This window comes from Mastigocoleus testarum BC008 (assembly GCF_001456025.1).
GTDB lineage: Bacteria > Cyanobacteriota > Cyanobacteriia > Cyanobacteriales > Nostocaceae > Mastigocoleus > Mastigocoleus testarum.
This window is the reverse complement of sequence record NZ_LMTZ01000098.1, coordinates 109,506-127,093: the sequence shown is the minus strand read 5'-3', so window position 1 is coordinate 127,093 and position 17,588 is coordinate 109,506. Positions and strand designations below refer to the sequence as shown.

At 37.3% G+C, this 17,588-nt stretch carries 14 protein-coding genes and 1 pseudogene; 4 read left to right on the top strand and 11 right to left on the bottom strand.

Annotated features, from left to right (window positions below):
- The 5 genes and pseudogenes from BC008_RS48555 to BC008_RS22360 all read right to left on the bottom strand — a co-directional run.
- A pseudogene (locus BC008_RS48555) lies at nt 1-160 on the bottom strand (photosystem II q(b) protein); the annotation flags it as partial.
- A gap of 408 nt (nt 161-568) precedes the next feature.
- Nucleotides 569-916, bottom strand: coding sequence for a histidine triad nucleotide-binding protein (locus BC008_RS22375; protein ID WP_027840641.1), 348 nt, complete (start codon nt 914-916; stop codon nt 569-571).
- 320 nt (nt 917-1,236) lie between these two features.
- The gene (locus BC008_RS22370; RefSeq protein ID WP_063800798.1) at nt 1,237-2,148 is read right to left on the bottom strand and encodes an ABC transporter permease; all 912 of its coding nucleotides are present in this window, start codon (nt 2,146-2,148) and stop codon (nt 1,237-1,239) included.
- A 100-nt stretch (nt 2,149-2,248) separates the two neighbouring features.
- Nucleotides 2,249-3,334, bottom strand: coding sequence for an ABC transporter substrate-binding protein (locus BC008_RS22365; protein WP_027840639.1), 1,086 nt, complete (start codon nt 3,332-3,334; stop codon nt 2,249-2,251).
- Between the two features lie 90 nt (nt 3,335-3,424).
- Nucleotides 3,425-4,552 (bottom strand): ABC transporter ATP-binding protein, encoded by a 1,128-nt coding sequence (locus tag BC008_RS22360; protein ID WP_027840638.1) that lies wholly within the window; start codon nt 4,550-4,552, stop codon nt 3,425-3,427.
- Nucleotides 4,553-4,771: 219 nt separating this feature from the next.
- Here BC008_RS22360 and mrdA point away from each other — a divergent pair, with 219 nt between their 5' ends.
- The gene (gene mrdA, locus BC008_RS22355) at nt 4,772-6,598 is read left to right on the top strand and encodes a penicillin-binding protein 2 (RefSeq protein WP_027840637.1); all 1,827 of its coding nucleotides are present in this window, start codon (nt 4,772-4,774) and stop codon (nt 6,596-6,598) included.
- Between the two features lie 610 nt (nt 6,599-7,208).
- On the opposite strand, the gene BC008_RS22350 is transcribed toward mrdA, so the two are convergent.
- Both BC008_RS22350 and BC008_RS22345 read right to left on the bottom strand, forming a co-directional pair.
- On the bottom strand, nt 7,209-8,960 hold the full coding sequence (locus BC008_RS22350) for an ABC transporter ATP-binding protein (protein ID WP_027840636.1): 1,752 nt from the start codon (nt 8,958-8,960) through the stop codon (nt 7,209-7,211).
- A 306-nt stretch (nt 8,961-9,266) separates the two neighbouring features.
- On the bottom strand, nt 9,267-9,998 hold the full coding sequence (locus tag BC008_RS22345) for a hypothetical protein (protein WP_027840635.1): 732 nt from the start codon (nt 9,996-9,998) through the stop codon (nt 9,267-9,269).
- Between the two features lie 250 nt (nt 9,999-10,248).
- On the opposite strand from BC008_RS22345, the gene galE reads away from it, so the two are divergent.
- Nucleotides 10,249-11,247, top strand: a complete 999-nt coding sequence (gene galE / locus BC008_RS22340) for a UDP-glucose 4-epimerase GalE (RefSeq protein ID WP_027840634.1) — start codon at nt 10,249-10,251, stop codon at nt 11,245-11,247.
- Between the two features lie 90 nt (nt 11,248-11,337).
- On the opposite strand, the gene BC008_RS22335 is transcribed toward galE, so the two are convergent.
- From BC008_RS22335 to BC008_RS22325, 3 genes are all read right to left on the bottom strand, one after another.
- Nucleotides 11,338-12,036 carry a hypothetical protein gene (locus tag BC008_RS22335; protein WP_027840633.1) on the bottom strand — a complete coding sequence of 233 codons (699 nt, stop codon included), beginning with the start codon at nt 12,034-12,036 and terminating at the stop codon, nt 11,338-11,340.
- A complete protein-coding gene (locus tag BC008_RS22330) occupies nt 12,014-13,237 on the bottom strand; it encodes an urease accessory protein UreH domain-containing protein (RefSeq protein ID WP_027840632.1) in 1,224 nt (407 codons plus the stop codon). Before BC008_RS22330 ends, BC008_RS22335 begins: the two co-directional genes overlap by 23 nt.
- Nucleotides 13,238-13,688: 451 nt before the next feature.
- Nucleotides 13,689-14,189: a hypothetical protein gene (locus tag BC008_RS22325; RefSeq protein WP_058183837.1), complete on the bottom strand. Its 501-nt coding sequence runs from the start codon at nt 14,187-14,189 to the stop codon at nt 13,689-13,691.
- Between the two features lie 326 nt (nt 14,190-14,515).
- On the opposite strand from BC008_RS22325, the gene BC008_RS22320 reads away from it, so the two are divergent.
- Nucleotides 14,516-15,622, top strand: a complete 1,107-nt coding sequence (locus tag BC008_RS22320; RefSeq protein WP_027840631.1) for a M20/M25/M40 family metallo-hydrolase — start codon at nt 14,516-14,518, stop codon at nt 15,620-15,622.
- 252 nt (nt 15,623-15,874) lie between these two features.
- Here BC008_RS22320 and BC008_RS22315 read toward each other — a convergent pair whose 3' ends face one another.
- Complete coding sequence (locus tag BC008_RS22315; protein ID WP_027840630.1) at nt 15,875-16,555, bottom strand: sugar transferase; 681 nt, start codon at nt 16,553-16,555, stop codon at nt 15,875-15,877.
- Between the two features lie 646 nt (nt 16,556-17,201).
- On the opposite strand from BC008_RS22315, the gene BC008_RS22310 reads away from it, so the two are divergent.
- On the top strand, nt 17,202-17,522 hold the full coding sequence (locus BC008_RS22310; RefSeq protein ID WP_058183836.1) for a hypothetical protein: 321 nt from the start codon (nt 17,202-17,204) through the stop codon (nt 17,520-17,522).
- Nucleotides 17,523-17,588: the final 66 nt, after the last annotated feature.

Sequence of the window (17,588 nt, the reverse complement as noted above, 5' to 3'; positions counted from 1 at the left end):
CTACAAATGCGATGATGAAGCAGGTGGTTGCTGCCAATAATGTAGGAATCATCAATACGCCGAACCAGCCAATATAAAGGCGGTTGTCGGTGCTGGTGATCCACTGACAGAACCGTTCCCACAAAGATGCGCTCTCGCGTCTCTGTAATGTAGTTGTCATGGTACGAATAATTGCTTTTGTCTTTTATTAATTTCGTAGGTGTTTTTGCCTACTGAATATAGATTAGAATTTTTTTTGAGTTTTGTAAAGGTATTTTTGTTTACTTTGGCTTATATTATTGATTATTTTTTATAATATGTGAGACTGATACTATGGTAAATTTTTATCTGTAATTATTGTGTAACGAGGGATAAGAGCTTTTTCAGTAAAATAAATTGATTTGATTCACGTGCCTAAAATAGTAATATTTTGATTTTATGTACAAAAATTAATAAAAAATGTTGTGAGTAATCACTCACATAGATATATATATTTAGTTTAGAGTCCATTTAAAACATGCTCTAAATTTTAGAGACGCTGCATTGCAACATCTCCAAGAGATTTTAACTCAATTAAATAATAGATTTTTCAACCAGGAGGCCATTTCATTTGTCGCCCGCCCAGAATATGTAAGTGTAAATGATAAACTGTCTGTCCTCCATCATCTCCATTGTTAATTACGAGGCGATAACCGTTGGCAAGACCTGCTTCTTGAGCAACTTTTTTGGCTGTTAATAGTAGATGTCCTAGTATTTCACCATCCTGGCTTTCGGCTTCAGCTAACTTGGGAATGGGTTTTTTGGGAATTACAAGGATATGAACTGGCGCTTGGGGGTTGACATCTTTAAAGGCTAAAGCGAATTCATCTTCGTAAACAATATTGGCAGGAATTTCCCGACGAATAATTTTACCGAAAATAGTGTCTTGCGTAGTCATTAGTTAATTCATATTACTGCTCATTGTCAATTGTTAATAATAGGACAACTGAACCATATATATTGACCTGCATTATTTATAATTCGTAATTATTCTCTAAAATCATTAAATATGTTCCGAATTACAATCCCAGCTTGATAAACCAATATAATTTGGGGTTGCTACATCAAGATTCTCCCACAGGTAGTCAACGACCTCCGACTTAATAACTTGCGTACCTTAGTCATAAGTAAGAGGTTTCCGAGCTACCGAAGACTTTCATATGAAAACTTTCCGAAGCAACTCCATGGTAAAAAGCTGAATTTTTGTACATATTTGGTTCATTTTTTTGGTTCAGCTTCACCAAACTTAATCAATAAAGCGATCGCAACACTAACAATCAAAATCAAAGTCGTACTTAGAGCCGAACCAAAACCCCAATTCTCTGTTAATCCAAGGAACTGGTTATAAATTAACCTGGTAATAGTCATGCTGGAAGCACCACCAAGTAATTGGGGATTAATATAATCTCCCAAGGCGGTAATAAATACCAGGAAACAACCAGCGATAATACCTGTAAGTGCTTGTGGTACTGTGACTTTCCAAAAAGCAACAATTGGACTTGCTCCCAAATCAGCTGCAGCTTCTAATAAACGTTTATCTAGTTTTTCTAAAGAGGCGTATAAAATCAATACCATATAGGGTAATAAACTATAACTCATGCCAATCAAGACGGCATAAATGGTATTGAGAATTTCTAAACTGGGTAAATCTAGATAGCTTAATACTGTATTAAGTAAACCCGTGGGGCGAAGAATTGTAATCCAAGCGTAGGAACGCAGTAACGATGAAGTCCAAAATGGTAAGATTATCGACAGTAACAAAAAGTTTTGCCAGCGCTTAGGTACTTTCTGAGCGATCCAGTAAGCTGTAGGCAAGGCTAAGATTAAACAAATTAGAGTAGTTCCAGCAGCAAGTAAAACTGAATTTTTTATTATTTCTAAATAAACTGGGTCTAATATCCTAATGTAGTTATCAAATCCATTGGGTTGTACGATATCCCCTGGTTTAATATCTTTAACGAAGCTTAATTCAAGAATTATTAAAGTCGGTAATACTAGTAAAAAGAAAAACCATATACCAGTAGGTGCTAATAAAGGTAATGCTCCCAACCAATCTAAGTTGAGTCGACGCCTTTTTTTGATAATTTTTTGATTAGAAGAAGTTTGAATAGACACAATATCAGTTGTCAGTTATCAGTTATCAGTTACCAGTTATCAGTTATCAGTTCCCTGCTTCCTAATAAAAAAATAAATATTAAATTAATTTTGTCTTGTTGAGTAAATCGCAATATTAGCTGCTTGTTAATTTTGTCCAATAACGCTCATAAATAGCTTCCAAGTCTCCGACAGGTGCAAGACGTTCGCAATTTTCTATCGTAGATTCGGAGGGAAATAAGCTGGTGTTATTTTGTAATTTATCTGGTAGTTGCTTATAGCCTTCTAAATTAGGTGTTGCTACCCCCAGACGTTTACTCATATGTACTGCAACTTGGGGTTGTAACATAAAGTTAATCCATTTATAAGCTCCATCAACATTAGGAGAAGTTTTAGGGATGGCAATTGTATCCGTCCATAAAGATGAACCACTTTTGGGAGTAATATACTTTAATTTTGGGTTTTTTTGAGTAATTTTGACTGCGTCAGATGAATAACACATTGCTAATGATAAATCTCCAGCCAAAATTTGGTTGCGCCATGCATCAGTATCAAAAGCCGCAATCGCTGGTTTGAGATTTTTCAATTTTTCATAAGCTTGTTTAATCTCACTCTCATTTTTTGAATTATAGGAATAACCCAACATGCGCAAGACTGCACCCATGACTTCTCGAACATCATTTAATAAAGTCATGCGTTTTTTTAGCTTATCTTGGTTCTCCCAAAGATAATTCCAGTCTTCCGGAGGGGGATCGAGAATTTCTGAATTATATATTAAACCAGTGGTTCCCCAACTGAAGGGAATACTATAACTATTATTCGGGTCATATTGGGGATTTTTAAACTTAGGAAATAAATTATCTAAACCAATTAATTTATCTCTATTTAACTTAATTAATAGACCCAAATTTATCATTTTTTGGACCATGTAGTCGGAAGGGTAAATAATGCCATAATTTCCACCTCCTCCAGCACGTAATTTTGCTAACATAACTTCATTAGCTTCATAAACACTGGTTGCGACTTTGATTCCGGTTTGGTTACTAAAACCTTCTACTAATTCTCTATCGACATATTGGCTCCAAGTATAAACATTAAGTAGATCGCGATCGCTAGCAACGGGATTTACACGCATTTCAGCCAGTCTCCAACCACAACCAGCTAGCATAAAACCGGAAAATGCTGCTCCCGTTTGTTGAAAAAATTTTCTTCTACTGGTCATTTGGGGATTAGGGGGATCGGGAATTAATTAAATAACAATTTAAATAACAAATGACAAAATCAATTAGCGAAATAGATTGTATCAGGCTAATCAATTTTGTAAAGCTAAACAGTCTGCTTCCGACCACCAAGCATAAATTGGCATGTCTGAGTTTGGTAAACTACCTTCAGTATTGGGTTGTCTAACATTAACTCGTAAAGACTTATTCAATTCGACTACATAATTAACATGGGTCCCCATATACATTGTGTTTACTAGTCTGCCTTCAAAACAATTGTTTTTTATACTTGGTCTGTAAAGTGACAATTGAATTTTCTCGGGGCGCACACTTACCGAAACTGACTTAGAAACTACCAAATTTGTATCTTTTTGGCGGCTAACGATAATTTTTATACCTGCTTTTGTTAAAATTGCGATCTCTTCATTGTTTGCTCCGACTATTTCCCCTTCAAATAAGTTGGTATCGCCAATAAAATCTGCAACAAAAGGTGTTTGGGGAAATTCATATATTTCTGCTGGTTGACCAATTTGCTCGATTCTACCTTGGTTCATGATTGCAATTCGGTCGGATAGGGATAAAGCTTCTTCTTGGTCGTGGGTCACCATGACAAAAGTTAATCCCAGTTCCCGATGCAAATTAGACAGTTCGACCTGCATTTCCTTACGCAGCTTTAAATCTAATGCACCTAGAGGTTCGTCTAATAACAATACTGCTGGACGATTAACTAAAGCCCTGGCTAAAGCTACTCGCTGCTGCTGACCTCCAGAAAGCTGAGACGGATAGCGCGATCGCAAGCCTTCCATTTTTACCAGTTCTAATACTTCTAAAACCCGAGCTTTTAGTTCTTTTTTGGATATTCTTTTTAAGCGCAACCCAAAAGCTACGTTATCCCATACGTTCAAATGGTTAAACAAAGCATAACTTTGGAATACTGTATTCACCGGTCGTCGATAAGCAGGAACTCTGCTCATAGATTGACCCTGTATTAATATATTTCCAGTATTAGCCCTTTCAAAACCTGCTATTAGGCGTAATGTAGTCGTTTTACCACATCCAGAAGGACCAAGAATACTGAAGAATTCACCTTGCCTAATGTCTAAATTAATGCCACATATCGCGGGCTCTTTATTGAAAAATTTGAATACATTTTTCAACTCCACATCTTTGGACTCAAAAGCTTTCTTTTTCCCCCGATCTTGAGTTATAGTTTGAGCCATAGCCTTTAAAAAAATAGCTTTATTTTACGTATTTTTACTGTGATTGTAATCTACTAGGCAGACTACATTTGCAACTTTAATTTACTGTATTAAGCAAAAATAATTAACTAGTCTGTAAATAATTTTCAACTGTTTTAAAAATTTTTCAACTAGCTGCCGGGTGGAATCTTGGCTTAATCGTATACATATATTACTAATCTTGTCATTACATTAAATTTTATGAGTTTACTACAATCATCCCTATATGGTGGTAAAAAGGATACTCGTACCGTTGGCAAAGGTTTTCAGTCTGTATTTTTAGTTTTATTCACTTTAACAGTGACGACCGGCATTACCTGTCGTTTAGTATATTTACAGATTTTTGAAGGTAAAAACCTCCGCGAACGTGCTGAAGCTAACAGAATTCGTATCATTCCCAAACAGCCAGAAAGGGGTAATATTTTTGACCGCAATGGTAAATTGTTAGCAACAACACGTTACCCTCATTCCGTATACTTATGGCCAATGGCTCATAAGACAGCATCTTGGTCGCTGGTAGGTCCGCGATTAGAAGCAATTCTTAAAATCCCCCAAGAAGAAATTAGCAAACAATTGGAGGAAGCAGGTCCAAATTCTTCTTCTTTAGTGAGAATTGCTCGCGATATTTCTATCGAGCAAATTACCGCACTTAAAGAATATGCTAGCGAATTAAAGAATGTTGAGATTCACCGGGACGCAGTGCGATTTTATCCCCACGGTAAGCACTTTGCTCATGTATTAGGTTATACTCGTGAACTCACAGCTGAGCAACTTAAAGAGAAGAAAAAAGAAGGCTATCGTCTGGGGGATGTAATTGGGCAAAAAGGTGTAGAAAAAGCCTTTGAGAAAAATTTGCGGGGTGAATGGGGTGGTCAACGTGTTGAAGTGGATGGTAAAGGTCGCCCGCTTAGAGTTTTGGGAGAAAAGCAGGCTAAAGCTGGTAATGATATTAAACTAACGTTGGATTTGGATGTCCAAAAAGCTGCTAGTAAGGCTTTAAAAGGTCGTAACGGGACAATTGTTGCTTTAGACCCAAAAACAGGTGGTGTTTTGGCAATGGTATCTTACCCGACATTTGACCCCAATGTTTTTACTAAGCAGAGAGTAAAAGCTAAGGAAATTCTAAATATTCTTCGGGGTCGTAATAATCCTTTACTCAATCGTGCGTTAAGGGCTTATCCACCTGCAAGTACATTCAAAATTGTCACCACTGCTGCAGGTTTAGAGTCGGGTAAATATTCTCCTCGTACTGTATTACCTACCTATGGTTCTCTTACTTTTGGGGGACATAGATTTGGAGAATGGAACCATAGGGGATTTGGACCTTTAGGTTTTACTGGCGCTATGGCTTGGAGTAGCGATACATTCTTCTATCAAGTAGGTGCAAGAGTTGGCGGTACAACTTTAGTTGATTGGACTCGTAAATTTGGATTTGGTAAACGAACTGGCTTTGAATTTAGAGCAGAGGAATCAAGGGGTTTAGTTCCAGATAATGATTATCAACTAAAAACCTGGAAACGTCCTTGGACCGTTGGGGACTCAGCAAATATGTCCATCGGTCAAGGGGCGCTTTTGGCGACACCATTACAAGTGGCGGTAATGTTTGCCATACCTGCAAATGATGGTTATCGGGTCCAACCCCATTTAATTGAAGATAAAGCTCAAATAGAAAAATGGCGAACTTCTTTGGGAATGAAGCCATCCACTGTCAAGGTTATCCGCGATGGACTGCGACAAGTTGTAACCAAAGGAACTGGTACTATTTTAAATAAACCAATCATTCCTGCTACGGCAGGTAAAAGTGGAACTGCTGAAGCCTGGAAGCCTAACCGGGTAAAAGCAAATCACGCTTGGTTTGGTGCTTATGCTCCATATAATAAACCGGAAATTGTAGTGGTAGCCTTTGGGGAACATGCTGGTGGTGGTGGTAGTAAGATTGCTGCGCCGATGGTTTTAGAGGTATTGAAAGATTATTTTGGGCGCAAATATCCGAATAAGTATAATAAGCCCGAAGCTAAGAAATCTTAGATAGTTTCTTGGTTGAAGCTTTTAGTAGAGCAGTGCTGCAACAATATAGAATTTATTTTCTCAATACAATCTCAAATAATGGGATCGTTTGAAAGTTATTTCTTATATTTTGATTACAAACCATCAGACAACAATTAATACCCGTAAAATACATTGCATAACATTTTAATGACAGTGTTTTAAAATCGGATATTAATAATGAATCGTTTCAATAGGGTAACTAAGTTAATCGCGATCGCACTGATTGCGATTGTGCTTATGGTAAGCCCGGCATTGGGTAAATACAGCCATAGGTATGAAATCTGGCGTTCAGATCAATCAAATTCAGTGTCCGGTATTGCATCTCCTGCGACGAATTTATTAACAGAATTTAGACATTTTTTGTTTCCAAAAAAGCCTAAAATCTTTATTTAATAATGGTTTTATATCAGTCAGTTATTTTCTTGCTAACACCACGCTTTCTTAAAATTAATTGGCAATTGACTTTGAAAGTAATCCCTTTTCATAAATTGATTAGAGGCTTTTTCCTTCTTGATTTTTGTCTAATTCCTGTTACATTTTCTGCCAAATAAATACAATGAATTTATGAGCGCTAAAGCGCAGCTACAAACTAATGCAATAACTCTTCAACCTGATGTTGACTCCAAAGAGTTCTGTAAAGTCCTGATTGTTGTATTAATTCCTCTTGCGTACCAGTTTGAACGATTTTCCCCTTATCCATAACAAAAATCCGATCGGCTGATGCTGCTGCAGAAAGTTGGTGGGTAATAAAAATTACGGTTTTTCGCTGCGCACCTTTAGAAAGATTTTTCAGGATAGCTGTAGCAGTTTGATTATCAACGCTAGAAAGAGCATCATCTAAAATTAAAACTGGAGCATCGACTAACATTGCTCTTGCTAAGGCTGTACGCTGACGCTGTCCTCCAGAAAGTGTAATACCGCGTTCGCCAACTACAGTTTCGTATTGTTGAGGAAAATTAGCGATCTCAGAACTTATTTGAGCCTGTTTAGCTGCTGTTTCTACATCCTCTTCTTCGCTAACAGGATCGCCGTAGCGGATATTATTTCTGATTGTTGTACTGAAAAGAAAACTTTCTTGGGGGACATAGGCGATCGCACCCCTTAATTCACCCAAAGATAACTTGGTAATATCTACACCATCTAAAAATAACTGTCCGGGTGAAATATCTAGCAATCGGGGTAAAGAGTTGGCTAAGGTTGTTTTTCCTGAACCAATAGCGCCAACAATTGCAATTATCTCACCAGGTTTAATTGTAAAGTTCAGTTCATCTAAAGCAGAGGTATTAGCTCCAGGATAGGTATAAGTGAGATTAACTGCAGAAATTTCACCTTTAACTTGCGATCGTTCTAAATTCTCTGTATTCCTAGCATCTTTAATTTTAGGTTGAACGCTTAAAATCGCCTCAATCCGATCCACGCTCACTTCTCCCCTTTGGTAAGCCGTAATTGTAAATCCTAAAAGTGCTGTGGGAAATACTAGTTGTTGAACGTAAATTAGCAATGTAACTAGATCGCCAGCACTCATTGTTCCAGAAATCAAACGACTAGCACCCAGCCAAATAATTATTAGCGAACTGATATTTGCAAGCCCACCGATGATTGGGAAAAGGGTGTTACGGCTTCTAGCTAAATCAAGATTAGCTTCTAGTAATCTTTGGCTTTTATCCGCAAAAGCACGTCGTTCGTTCTCTTCTTGAGCGTAAATCTTTAACGCACCGATTCCGCTAATGTCTTCCTGAATTAAATCGCTTAAAGAAGAGAGCTTTTCTTGTACTTGTTGCTGTTCATTCCGAAGACGATTACTAAATAATTGCACCAGTAAAAACATCACTGGATATACCGCTAATGAGAAGAGGGTAATGTCCCAACTCAGCGATAGCATTACTGGTAAAGTCAAAATATAAGCGAAAGAGGTATTTGCCAAACTCAATACGGCAAAACCTAACAAGCGACGAATGTTATCTACATCACTGGTGGCGCGACTAATTAAATCGCCGGGAGTATTTGTAGCGAAATAAGATGGCTCTAATGTCAATAAATGCTCAAAAATATTTTGTTTGAGGTCAAATTCTACTTGGCGTCCGACCCCAAATAACCAAATCCTCGAAGCCATTCTAATCAACCACATCGCCGAACTAAGTAGGGCAATAATGGCAACATAATTAAAAATATCCTCTAAATTAAAGTCAGATGAAAGCTTATTTACACAGTCACGAATAAGTAAAGGGATATAAACGCCCAACCCATTGACAGCCAGCAGAGCAACAATTCCTAGTGCTGTTTCTTGCCAATGGGGACGTAGATAGGTTCCTAATGTAGCAAGTCGTCGTGATTTTGCCATTCCAGCAATATAGAAATTTGTCTCTTTTGACACTCCTTAGTCTGTGTTAACTCTATCATTGACGGCGGATAAAAATCAAAAGAGCACATTCTATCTCCGACTAAACTCTAGCTTATGGTATGATACACCCCGAAAATTACGCCTCAGACATGTGGTACATGCACATGTCGCAAAAATAAAAAATTAGCGAAAATTAAAACTAAAAAAATCAGAACTAAAAAAATTAGAACTAAAAAAATTGGAGTACTTTCTGCTACGAAGGCGTAGCAGGATACCCCGATGGATATATTTTCTGACCTCCTGATTCTAGTTGCGGTTACCACGCAAGAAGAAAGAAACCTGATTCAGGTAACTGTCCCAAACCTGGGTTGTTAGCTGCAAGGTTTCAGCATTAGGGACGAAATCTTCTAAGCGCAAACCTCTACGGCGAATTTCCTGAGGATTTTGTAAAAGATAAGGCGATACTTTCAAATTTGCCGGATTCCAGGCCAAAACTGAAGAATCAGTATCTACACTAGTAAGTATGCTATCGCCTGCTATATCAGTTACAGAATTATTTTGCGTATTATTTCCAAAAGCTACCAAAGTTTCCGATGGTGAATTTGTAAAAACAGCATTTTGGTAATTTTGAATAACTTCCTGGCGAGCGATTTGTGTATCACCAGTCATAGCGATTGGAGCTCTAACCAAAAAGTAGGCAACTGCTGGCGTACTGGCAAATAGTAATATAGCTAAAGCTCCACCTACCAAATATCCTCCCTGATCGCCAATGTCTCCACCTTTCTTCATTTTCTGTGAGGCAAGAATCATCAGTAAAATCGCCGCCCCCAGAGGTCTAAGTGGGAAAGATACAACTTCCCATAGTGAAGAAACCACTGGTTCGCCAGGAGCAAAGAAAGCGAAGCCAATAACTACTAACAGGATGATTAGTAACAATCGCCCCAGAAATGTTCCCGACGGATAAAATCTCCGAAATAACGAAAAAATAATGGTCCCGATCAGCAGCCACAATAAAACCCGGCTTAGTAATACGAACATAGATTTACTCTCAAATCTTCGTTTCGCGGACAGCTTGTGGTTTTTCGGCGAAGGATTTATTTTCCGTGCAAATGATGTTTGTTACCATTTACTAACTTCAAACACATCACGCCTCACACACAAAGACTACCGTCGTAGTGATTTTAGTGCAATTCCTCTAGGATCTGTCTAGTATTTATGAATCCTAGATCCGTAATTTTGATGAATTAAATTAAATTAATTGAGCAACTACGTAGCTATAAGGAAAAATATGACACAAGAAAATCCTACCATTTTGGTAACAGGTGGAGCTGGGTATATTGGTTCTCATACAGTATATGCACTTAAAAAATCTGGGTATAAAGTTATAATTCTGGATAATTTGGTCTATGGACATCGTGACCTAGTAAAAAGCGTTTTAGAGGTAGAACTAATTGAAGGTGATACAAACGATCGCCAATTATTGGATAAATTGTTCAGCAGTAGAGATATTACTGCTGTAATGCACTTTAGTGCCTACGCTTATGTGGGCGAATCGGTAAAAGATCCGGCAAAATATTATCGAAATAATGTAATCGGTACCTTAGTCCTCCTGGAAGCCATGCTAGCTGCTTCTGTCAAACAATTCGTGTTTTCCTCTACCTGTGCGACTTATGGCGTCCCAAAAACAGTTCCCATACCCGAGGATCACCCCCAAAACCCAATCAATCCTTACGGGGAAAGCAAACTGATGGTAGAAAAAATCCTTTCTGACTTTAACAACGCTTATGACTTACGATCAGTACGTTTTCGTTATTTTAATGCTGCTGGAGCCGATCCCTCTGGTTTGTTAGGAGAAGATCATAATCCCGAGACCCATTTGATCCCTCTAGTTTTACAAACAGCTTTAGAAAAACGAGAGTCAATTTCCATTTTCGGTACTGACTATCCTACTGGTGATGGAACTTGTGTGAGAGACTACATTCACGTTAACGATTTAGCAGATGCCCATGTATTAGGTTTGAAATACTTACTTAAGGGTGGGAATAGTGCTGTATTTAACTTAGGTAATGGAAACGGTTTTTCTGTCAAAGAAGTTATTCAAACAGCCGAGCGAGTGACAGGGAAAAATATCAAAGCTATAGAATGCGATCGTCGCCCTGGGGATCCACCAGTGTTAATTGGTAGCAGCGATAAAGCAAGACAAATTTTAGGTTGGGAGCCCAAATATCCGCATATTCAAGATATTATTGCCCACGCTTGGAATTGGCACCAAAAGCGACATAAGTAATGGCGATAGGGGATTGGGGGCTGGCGACCAGCACATATCTTTATTTTGGGTACTAATCTAATATTTTTTCATCTCCTATACCCAATCCCATCACTGCTTAATTTTTTGCAACGCAATAAATAATATTCCCAGAACTGCGATCGCAGATAAACCTATACCCCAGATCGGAAATCTAACAGTCTTTGTTTCTCCAGGCTTTGTCGTTCCTTTTTCATCTGCAGCGTTTACTTCTTGAGGAATTATCCTTGGTTCACCTGTATTTTTTACTACTTTTTTCCCAAGGGCAACTGTGACAGGAAATTTCAATTCAAACGGTTGAAAGCTACCTGGGTCAGTAGGTAAACCACTTAGTTTTAGTTGATACGCACCTGGTTGAGGAAAAACAATATCCGCTCCTGGTATACCTTCATACCTTTCAGCATTAACTGCTCTTAGCTCTGGTTCAACTATGGGAGAACTATCAATTTTAAGAGGTTCTTTATAAACTTTTAATTTACAATCACATTCTGATAAGGGTATTACTCTACCACCTCTGCGAGTTAATGCAAACCAAGTTTTTGCAGTTTCACCAGATCTGGGGTTGTCATTGGGTTCGATGTGTAATGTTGCTCCGACTTCCGAGTCAGTTTTAATTTTATGGGCAGAGGTTGAGGTAATATTTGTGCCAATTGAAGTTAGTATCAGAAATAAGCAAATCCCAGAACCAAAAAATGGAGTATAAATATTTTTGGTTGCGTGAATTATTTTGGTGGTACAAACAATTTTGTTAGGATTCTTTACTGGATACATAAAACTTTTGTAAACCAAAAAGTGACCAAAAATATCTATTCCTCAGCAGTATTACGCCAGTGCTAACAATAATCAGTATCAAAGTTGCTAACTGATTGTGCCAAGTGAGATCAAAAGAACCAAGATAGTGAGAACCAATGAACGCTGCATGAAATACACTTAGGATTGCAGCTGGAACGCTGAGTAAGTGAATCTTGCGCCACCAATGACCCAAGTATTTTTGTAATCTATCAAAACTGGTAAAAGCAGCTGGAGCCATTAACAATAATGCGATTAAACCGGCTAAAATACCCCATTGATACTCGACCGTAAAAAAAGAAACAGCTTCTAAATTCCATTCAAACGAATGTTCGACTTTGTGAATAGTATGTGCAAGGGAAAGTACAAAAGCACCTACACCTAGGGCGCGTCGGTAACGTAAAGGGGAACCCCATAGACCACTTAGAGGACGAGCAATTAGCGCTAAAGCCAAAAATATCAATGCTGCGTGTCCCGTGTAGTCCACCATTGTTTGTCCGGTTCGCAGCAGAGTAATGATACCGATACTTATGGTTACCCAACCACCCATACGGAATAATTGAGAGCGTCTGTCCTTACTTACCAAGGATGTAGAGACCCCTATACCCAACATCATGGGTAGAGTTCCCAAACCAAACGCGAACATAGTTGCAGCACCCATTCCTAATTCACCAGTTTCTGCTGCTTTGATTTGGGCTACGTATAAGAAACCACAAGGCATTAATCCCCAGGTCATTCCCAATAAGGCTGGGGTCCACCATCTATTTTGCAGAGAAAGCTTACTCATCCCTGCACTTAGGCGATTGTGCAAATTCCCTTGTAAAATTGGGTGCAGTAAAGGAATGCGCGGGAGAAAGTCAGGTTTAATTTGTTGAATTCCAAACCATATCAGCATTAAACCACCGATAATTGCCATCCATTGACGTAAAGTACTACCTACCCCTGCTAATTGTCCTCCAGCGAGCAATACTGAACCTAAGGCTCCAATCCCAGCACCAAAAAGTGTATAGCTCAATATTCGCCCTGCGTTTAACAAAAAATGAAACCTTAACTGTTCTACCCAATGGGGATTTTGTTGATTTTTAGACAAAGAAAAAGCCACTGTTAAGGGACCGCACATCCCCAAGCAGTGTCCAAAGCTACCTAGAAAACCCAGGGTCATAATGAGTAGTAAATTTAGCATCATGTTGTTATAAAATTAGAGGCTATTGATGCTTAAATAATCTTTGCCTCGAAGCGCTACATTAATTTCTTACACAAACCGAAATTAGAAACATAAACCAAGTTGATGCACTCCCAACCTAAGAAACAAGGATTTAGGATTCCTATTTCCTTAAAGTAATACTGATGGTAACCTGAAATACCAACAATACAAATATATTATCAGTTTGTAAGTTCTAGTAAATACTAACTGAAATCCAAGAGTATAACTGAGAACACTCTTTTTACTTCTGCGATGGCTATTACTCAAATCCCCAAATAAGGACAATCAAAATTTTTGACTGTATGTAGTTTTGACTGTATATAGCTTTAACTGTATGTAGTTTGGAAATTTTTGGTAATATTTTTTCGTGGTATTTTTACATTACCAAATGCCGAACATCAATTATCTACCTGATTGATGTAAAATTGATTTACATTTGATGCTTGTTATTGTGCTGCTGTTTGTCTGCCTGCTGCTTAGCCGCTGTTACTTCAACAGATTCCGTATCTTTAATCAACTTACCATTGACAGTTAAATCTTCGTGCTTATTAGTATTTAAAGTTACGGTTATTTCATTGTTACCTGGCTCAAGATTATTGAGATAGTACCAAGAAGCGTAAAGCCTGGTAACTTTTTTCCCATTTATAAACAGATGAGCATGACCTTCATTTAATGCTGAGTTTGTATTAATTCGTTCTGGTGCAAACTTAAAATTATCAACTTTAATTTCTAAATTCCACCCCTTCATTGTATCTTTGTGGACTATTAAATCTACTTTTGGTGCTTCTTGAGTAGCAGGAATTTCCACTTGTTTATGATGATGATACTTGCTTTTATGAGTTCTGGGGTTAGCATTAGCAAGACAGCTTGTAAGAAAAATCATATTGAAACAAGATAATCCGAGCGCAGCAGCAAAAAATTTATTTTTCATGATTTGCAATGAAAATTAATTACGCTGTAGATAATCCTGAGTATTTTACGTGTAAATACGTACAAAGTCAAAAGACATAATGTCAAACCTAAAAAAGTTTCTAGCCTCAAACCTAGTAAAAATAGTACTTACAGAGGTAAAATCAACTACGAAAATAAGAGTTATAAAGATATAAGACGATACAGCAAATAATGTTTTATGTGCTACATATATTTTGTGTCTTACTGATTTATTCCTAGTTTCTGTGAAGCGAACTGGATTAAACATTTATCGTCTTTACCATCTAAGCACACATCACATCATCCAAACTTCAAGTGGGAAAGATAATGAAAAAGTGGATATGGCTAATTTTTTTATTAGCAGCAGTATTTTTCGTAGTGGGAAATGGTGGTTTTTCGCAAGCGCCACAGTCTAGAATTGTTTCAGAAGTCAAAAGTAATAAAACCGCTCCACAACACCTAACTAAAAAAAATCAGCCTCAAAATTCTTCTACACCAATAAATCATTATCCTCAAGTATCTGAAACAAAGTTATTTACACACCTGAATAAATTAAATTTTCAGCGCTATACTTCCCCAGAAAGAGAACGCACTCGTAATTACATCGTCAATCAACTGAAAAATTTAGGATGGGAACCGAAATTAGAAAAATTTCCCCAAGGAGTTAATATTTTTGCTGAACGTAAAGGAACTGAAGAAAGTGCGGGAGCAATTCTGATTGGAGCTCACTATGATACGGTGTTTAAATCTCCTGGAGCCGATGATAATGCTAGTGGCGTTGCTGTAATTTTGGAAATAGCTCGACTTCTCGGAAAAACTCCAACACCTCGAACCTTAGAATTAGTTTTTTTTGATAAAGAAGAAGCTGGACTTTTAGGTAGTTTGGCTTTTACTGCGCAGCCAAAACATATAGAAAACCTCCAGGGGGTTATTGTGATGGATATGGTGGGTTATGGCTGTTATACTTCTGGCTGTCAGAAATATCCCGATAATTTACCTGTAACTCCACCTAGCGATCGGGGTGACTTTCTTGCAGTCATTGGCGATATAGAACACCTACCTTTATTAAATTCCTTTAGCGCTCACAAGCTAATAGCTTCAAAATCTAAAAACTCAAATGAAAATTCAAAAGTCAGCAACTTAAAAACTTTACCCCAACCATCTGTTTTAAAGTTACCGATCCCTCTCAAAGGTATCCTGACACCTGATGTGTTGCGTAGCGATCATGCTCCATTTTGGTATCAGGGAGTAGGTGCAGTTTTAGTAACAGACACAGCGAATCTTCGCACACCTCACTATCACAAACCCAGTGACACAGTTAGCAATATTGAGCGATCGTTTTTTATAGGTGCTGCACAAATAGTTGTTGATACAACTACCGATTTACTTGGAAATAAAGAATCTCTAAAAACTCCTGTAAAAAATAATACTTAAATATTTAGATTAGAAGCTTTGTTATTTATATCCTCATTATCCATCCCATCATAATTCAAAGTCCTCCGAAAGAGGATCAGAAGATAGAAAACAGGGAATAAGAAAAATTTTCAATAAAAATGTACGGTTATAAATAAATTTTTTGCTGCTTGGAAATTTATTCTTTGCTATTACATTTGCCAATTTTTCCGTTCCCGTTTATCTCCTTTATTTCAACAACTTAGAGCGGTTCAACCCCAAAGGATAATTTATTTAGAATGCTCCTGTACGTCCCAAAAGAATGCGGAATGTTTTAACTATGACGAGCACATCATACAGTGGATGCCACTTTTTCTGATACTGCAAATCTAATTGAACCACTTGTTCAAAATCTCTGACTTGGGAACGTCCATTAATTTGCCACTCTCCAGTTAAACCTGGTTTAACATTTAGACGCTCCCAGTGATGAATTTGATATTTGCTTACCTCATCTGCTGTTGGTGGGCGCGTCCCTACTAAGCTCATCTCACCTACCAGAACGTTAAAAAATTGTGGTAATTCATCTAAACTACTGCTTCGAAGAAACTTACCGATTTTTGTGACTCTAAAGTCATTTTTACTTTTAAAAAACAATCCATTTGCTTCATTTTCAACTAAAGATTTGAGCTTTTCAGCATCATTCACCATAGAACGAAATTTACGAAGACGAAATGGACGTCCTTGAAGTCCGTAACGTTCTTGATCGAAAAAGATTGGACCTGTTGGATCGTCAAGTTTGATTGCAATAGCTATGGGTACAAATAGAATTGCCAAAATCAGTAGTCCAACCAAACTACCAACAATGTCCAAACAACGTTTAAATTTTGATGTTGCAGAAGGATGTGGTTCGGGTTGTAATTTCCAAGTGCTAGAATTTCCACCCCTAACATATGCTGTTAATGATGTCTGGTACATTGCTCGGCGAAATAATAGATAAAAAATATATTTATGAGTCTTTAATTCTGAATATAGACCTAGTCTTACTCAATTAATCATTGTTAAACAGTATATTTACTTAATCTTCATCAAGGTAATCTATCAGATCGCTTTTAATAAATTTACGATAAAGTCAAATAAATATTTCTTGTGGGGGATGATAATTGACTTGACAATCTGAAAATTCTTTTTATTAGTGTTCTTGCTTGCTAGTAATTCACTGTTTGCACTATAGGTTAAAAAAATAACTAAGCTAACTAAAGCCAAAAATATAAATTAATGTTATTCTGAGTGTCAATCTGCGTATAATGCAGAAAAATAAGGGTAAAACACCTTTCTCTGCTTGATAGGAAACTGTTTTTCAGAGTAATATATTTAACTAGTTATGTTGTTTTAATTATAAAATTAAGTTGTACTTAACAATTAAATGCTAGCTACTTGCTTTATCTAACTTTAAATTATCTAATTCTGGTATAAATATGTTTAGTTATACTTCCGTATAAGCTGTAAATTTCACTTAGTATTTTGAATGCTTCGAGTGCTACTATTACTTTTTATTTGCTCAAATAATTTTTTGCTCAAATAAATTTTTGTGGTGCTATCTCAGAATTAAGGTTTTAAAAATATGATCCCAACAGAGGTTGAAGATAAAGTCAAAGAAATGAATGCTAGAGTTAATGGCTTAGAGTCTATTGTGGAGCAAATAGGAGAAGCTGTCCTAGCCACAACCCAAACCATCGAAAATCTTGGTCATAGAATTGATAATTTGAGCGTCCAAGTAGAGGAACAAGGAAAGCAAATTCAGCAGCAAGGTTATCAAATATTGGCGCTTTGCAATGTCATTGAGACTCTAGCTGACAACCAAGATGACTCGCTGAAGAAAATCACTGGATTGACACAGAGTCTCAACCGCTTAATGGATATACTTGAAGGGACAGAAAAATAAAAATAGTGTATCGGAGATATTGGTAACTTATAATCGTAGTCCGTAAGGGCTTGGTGCAAAGCATAA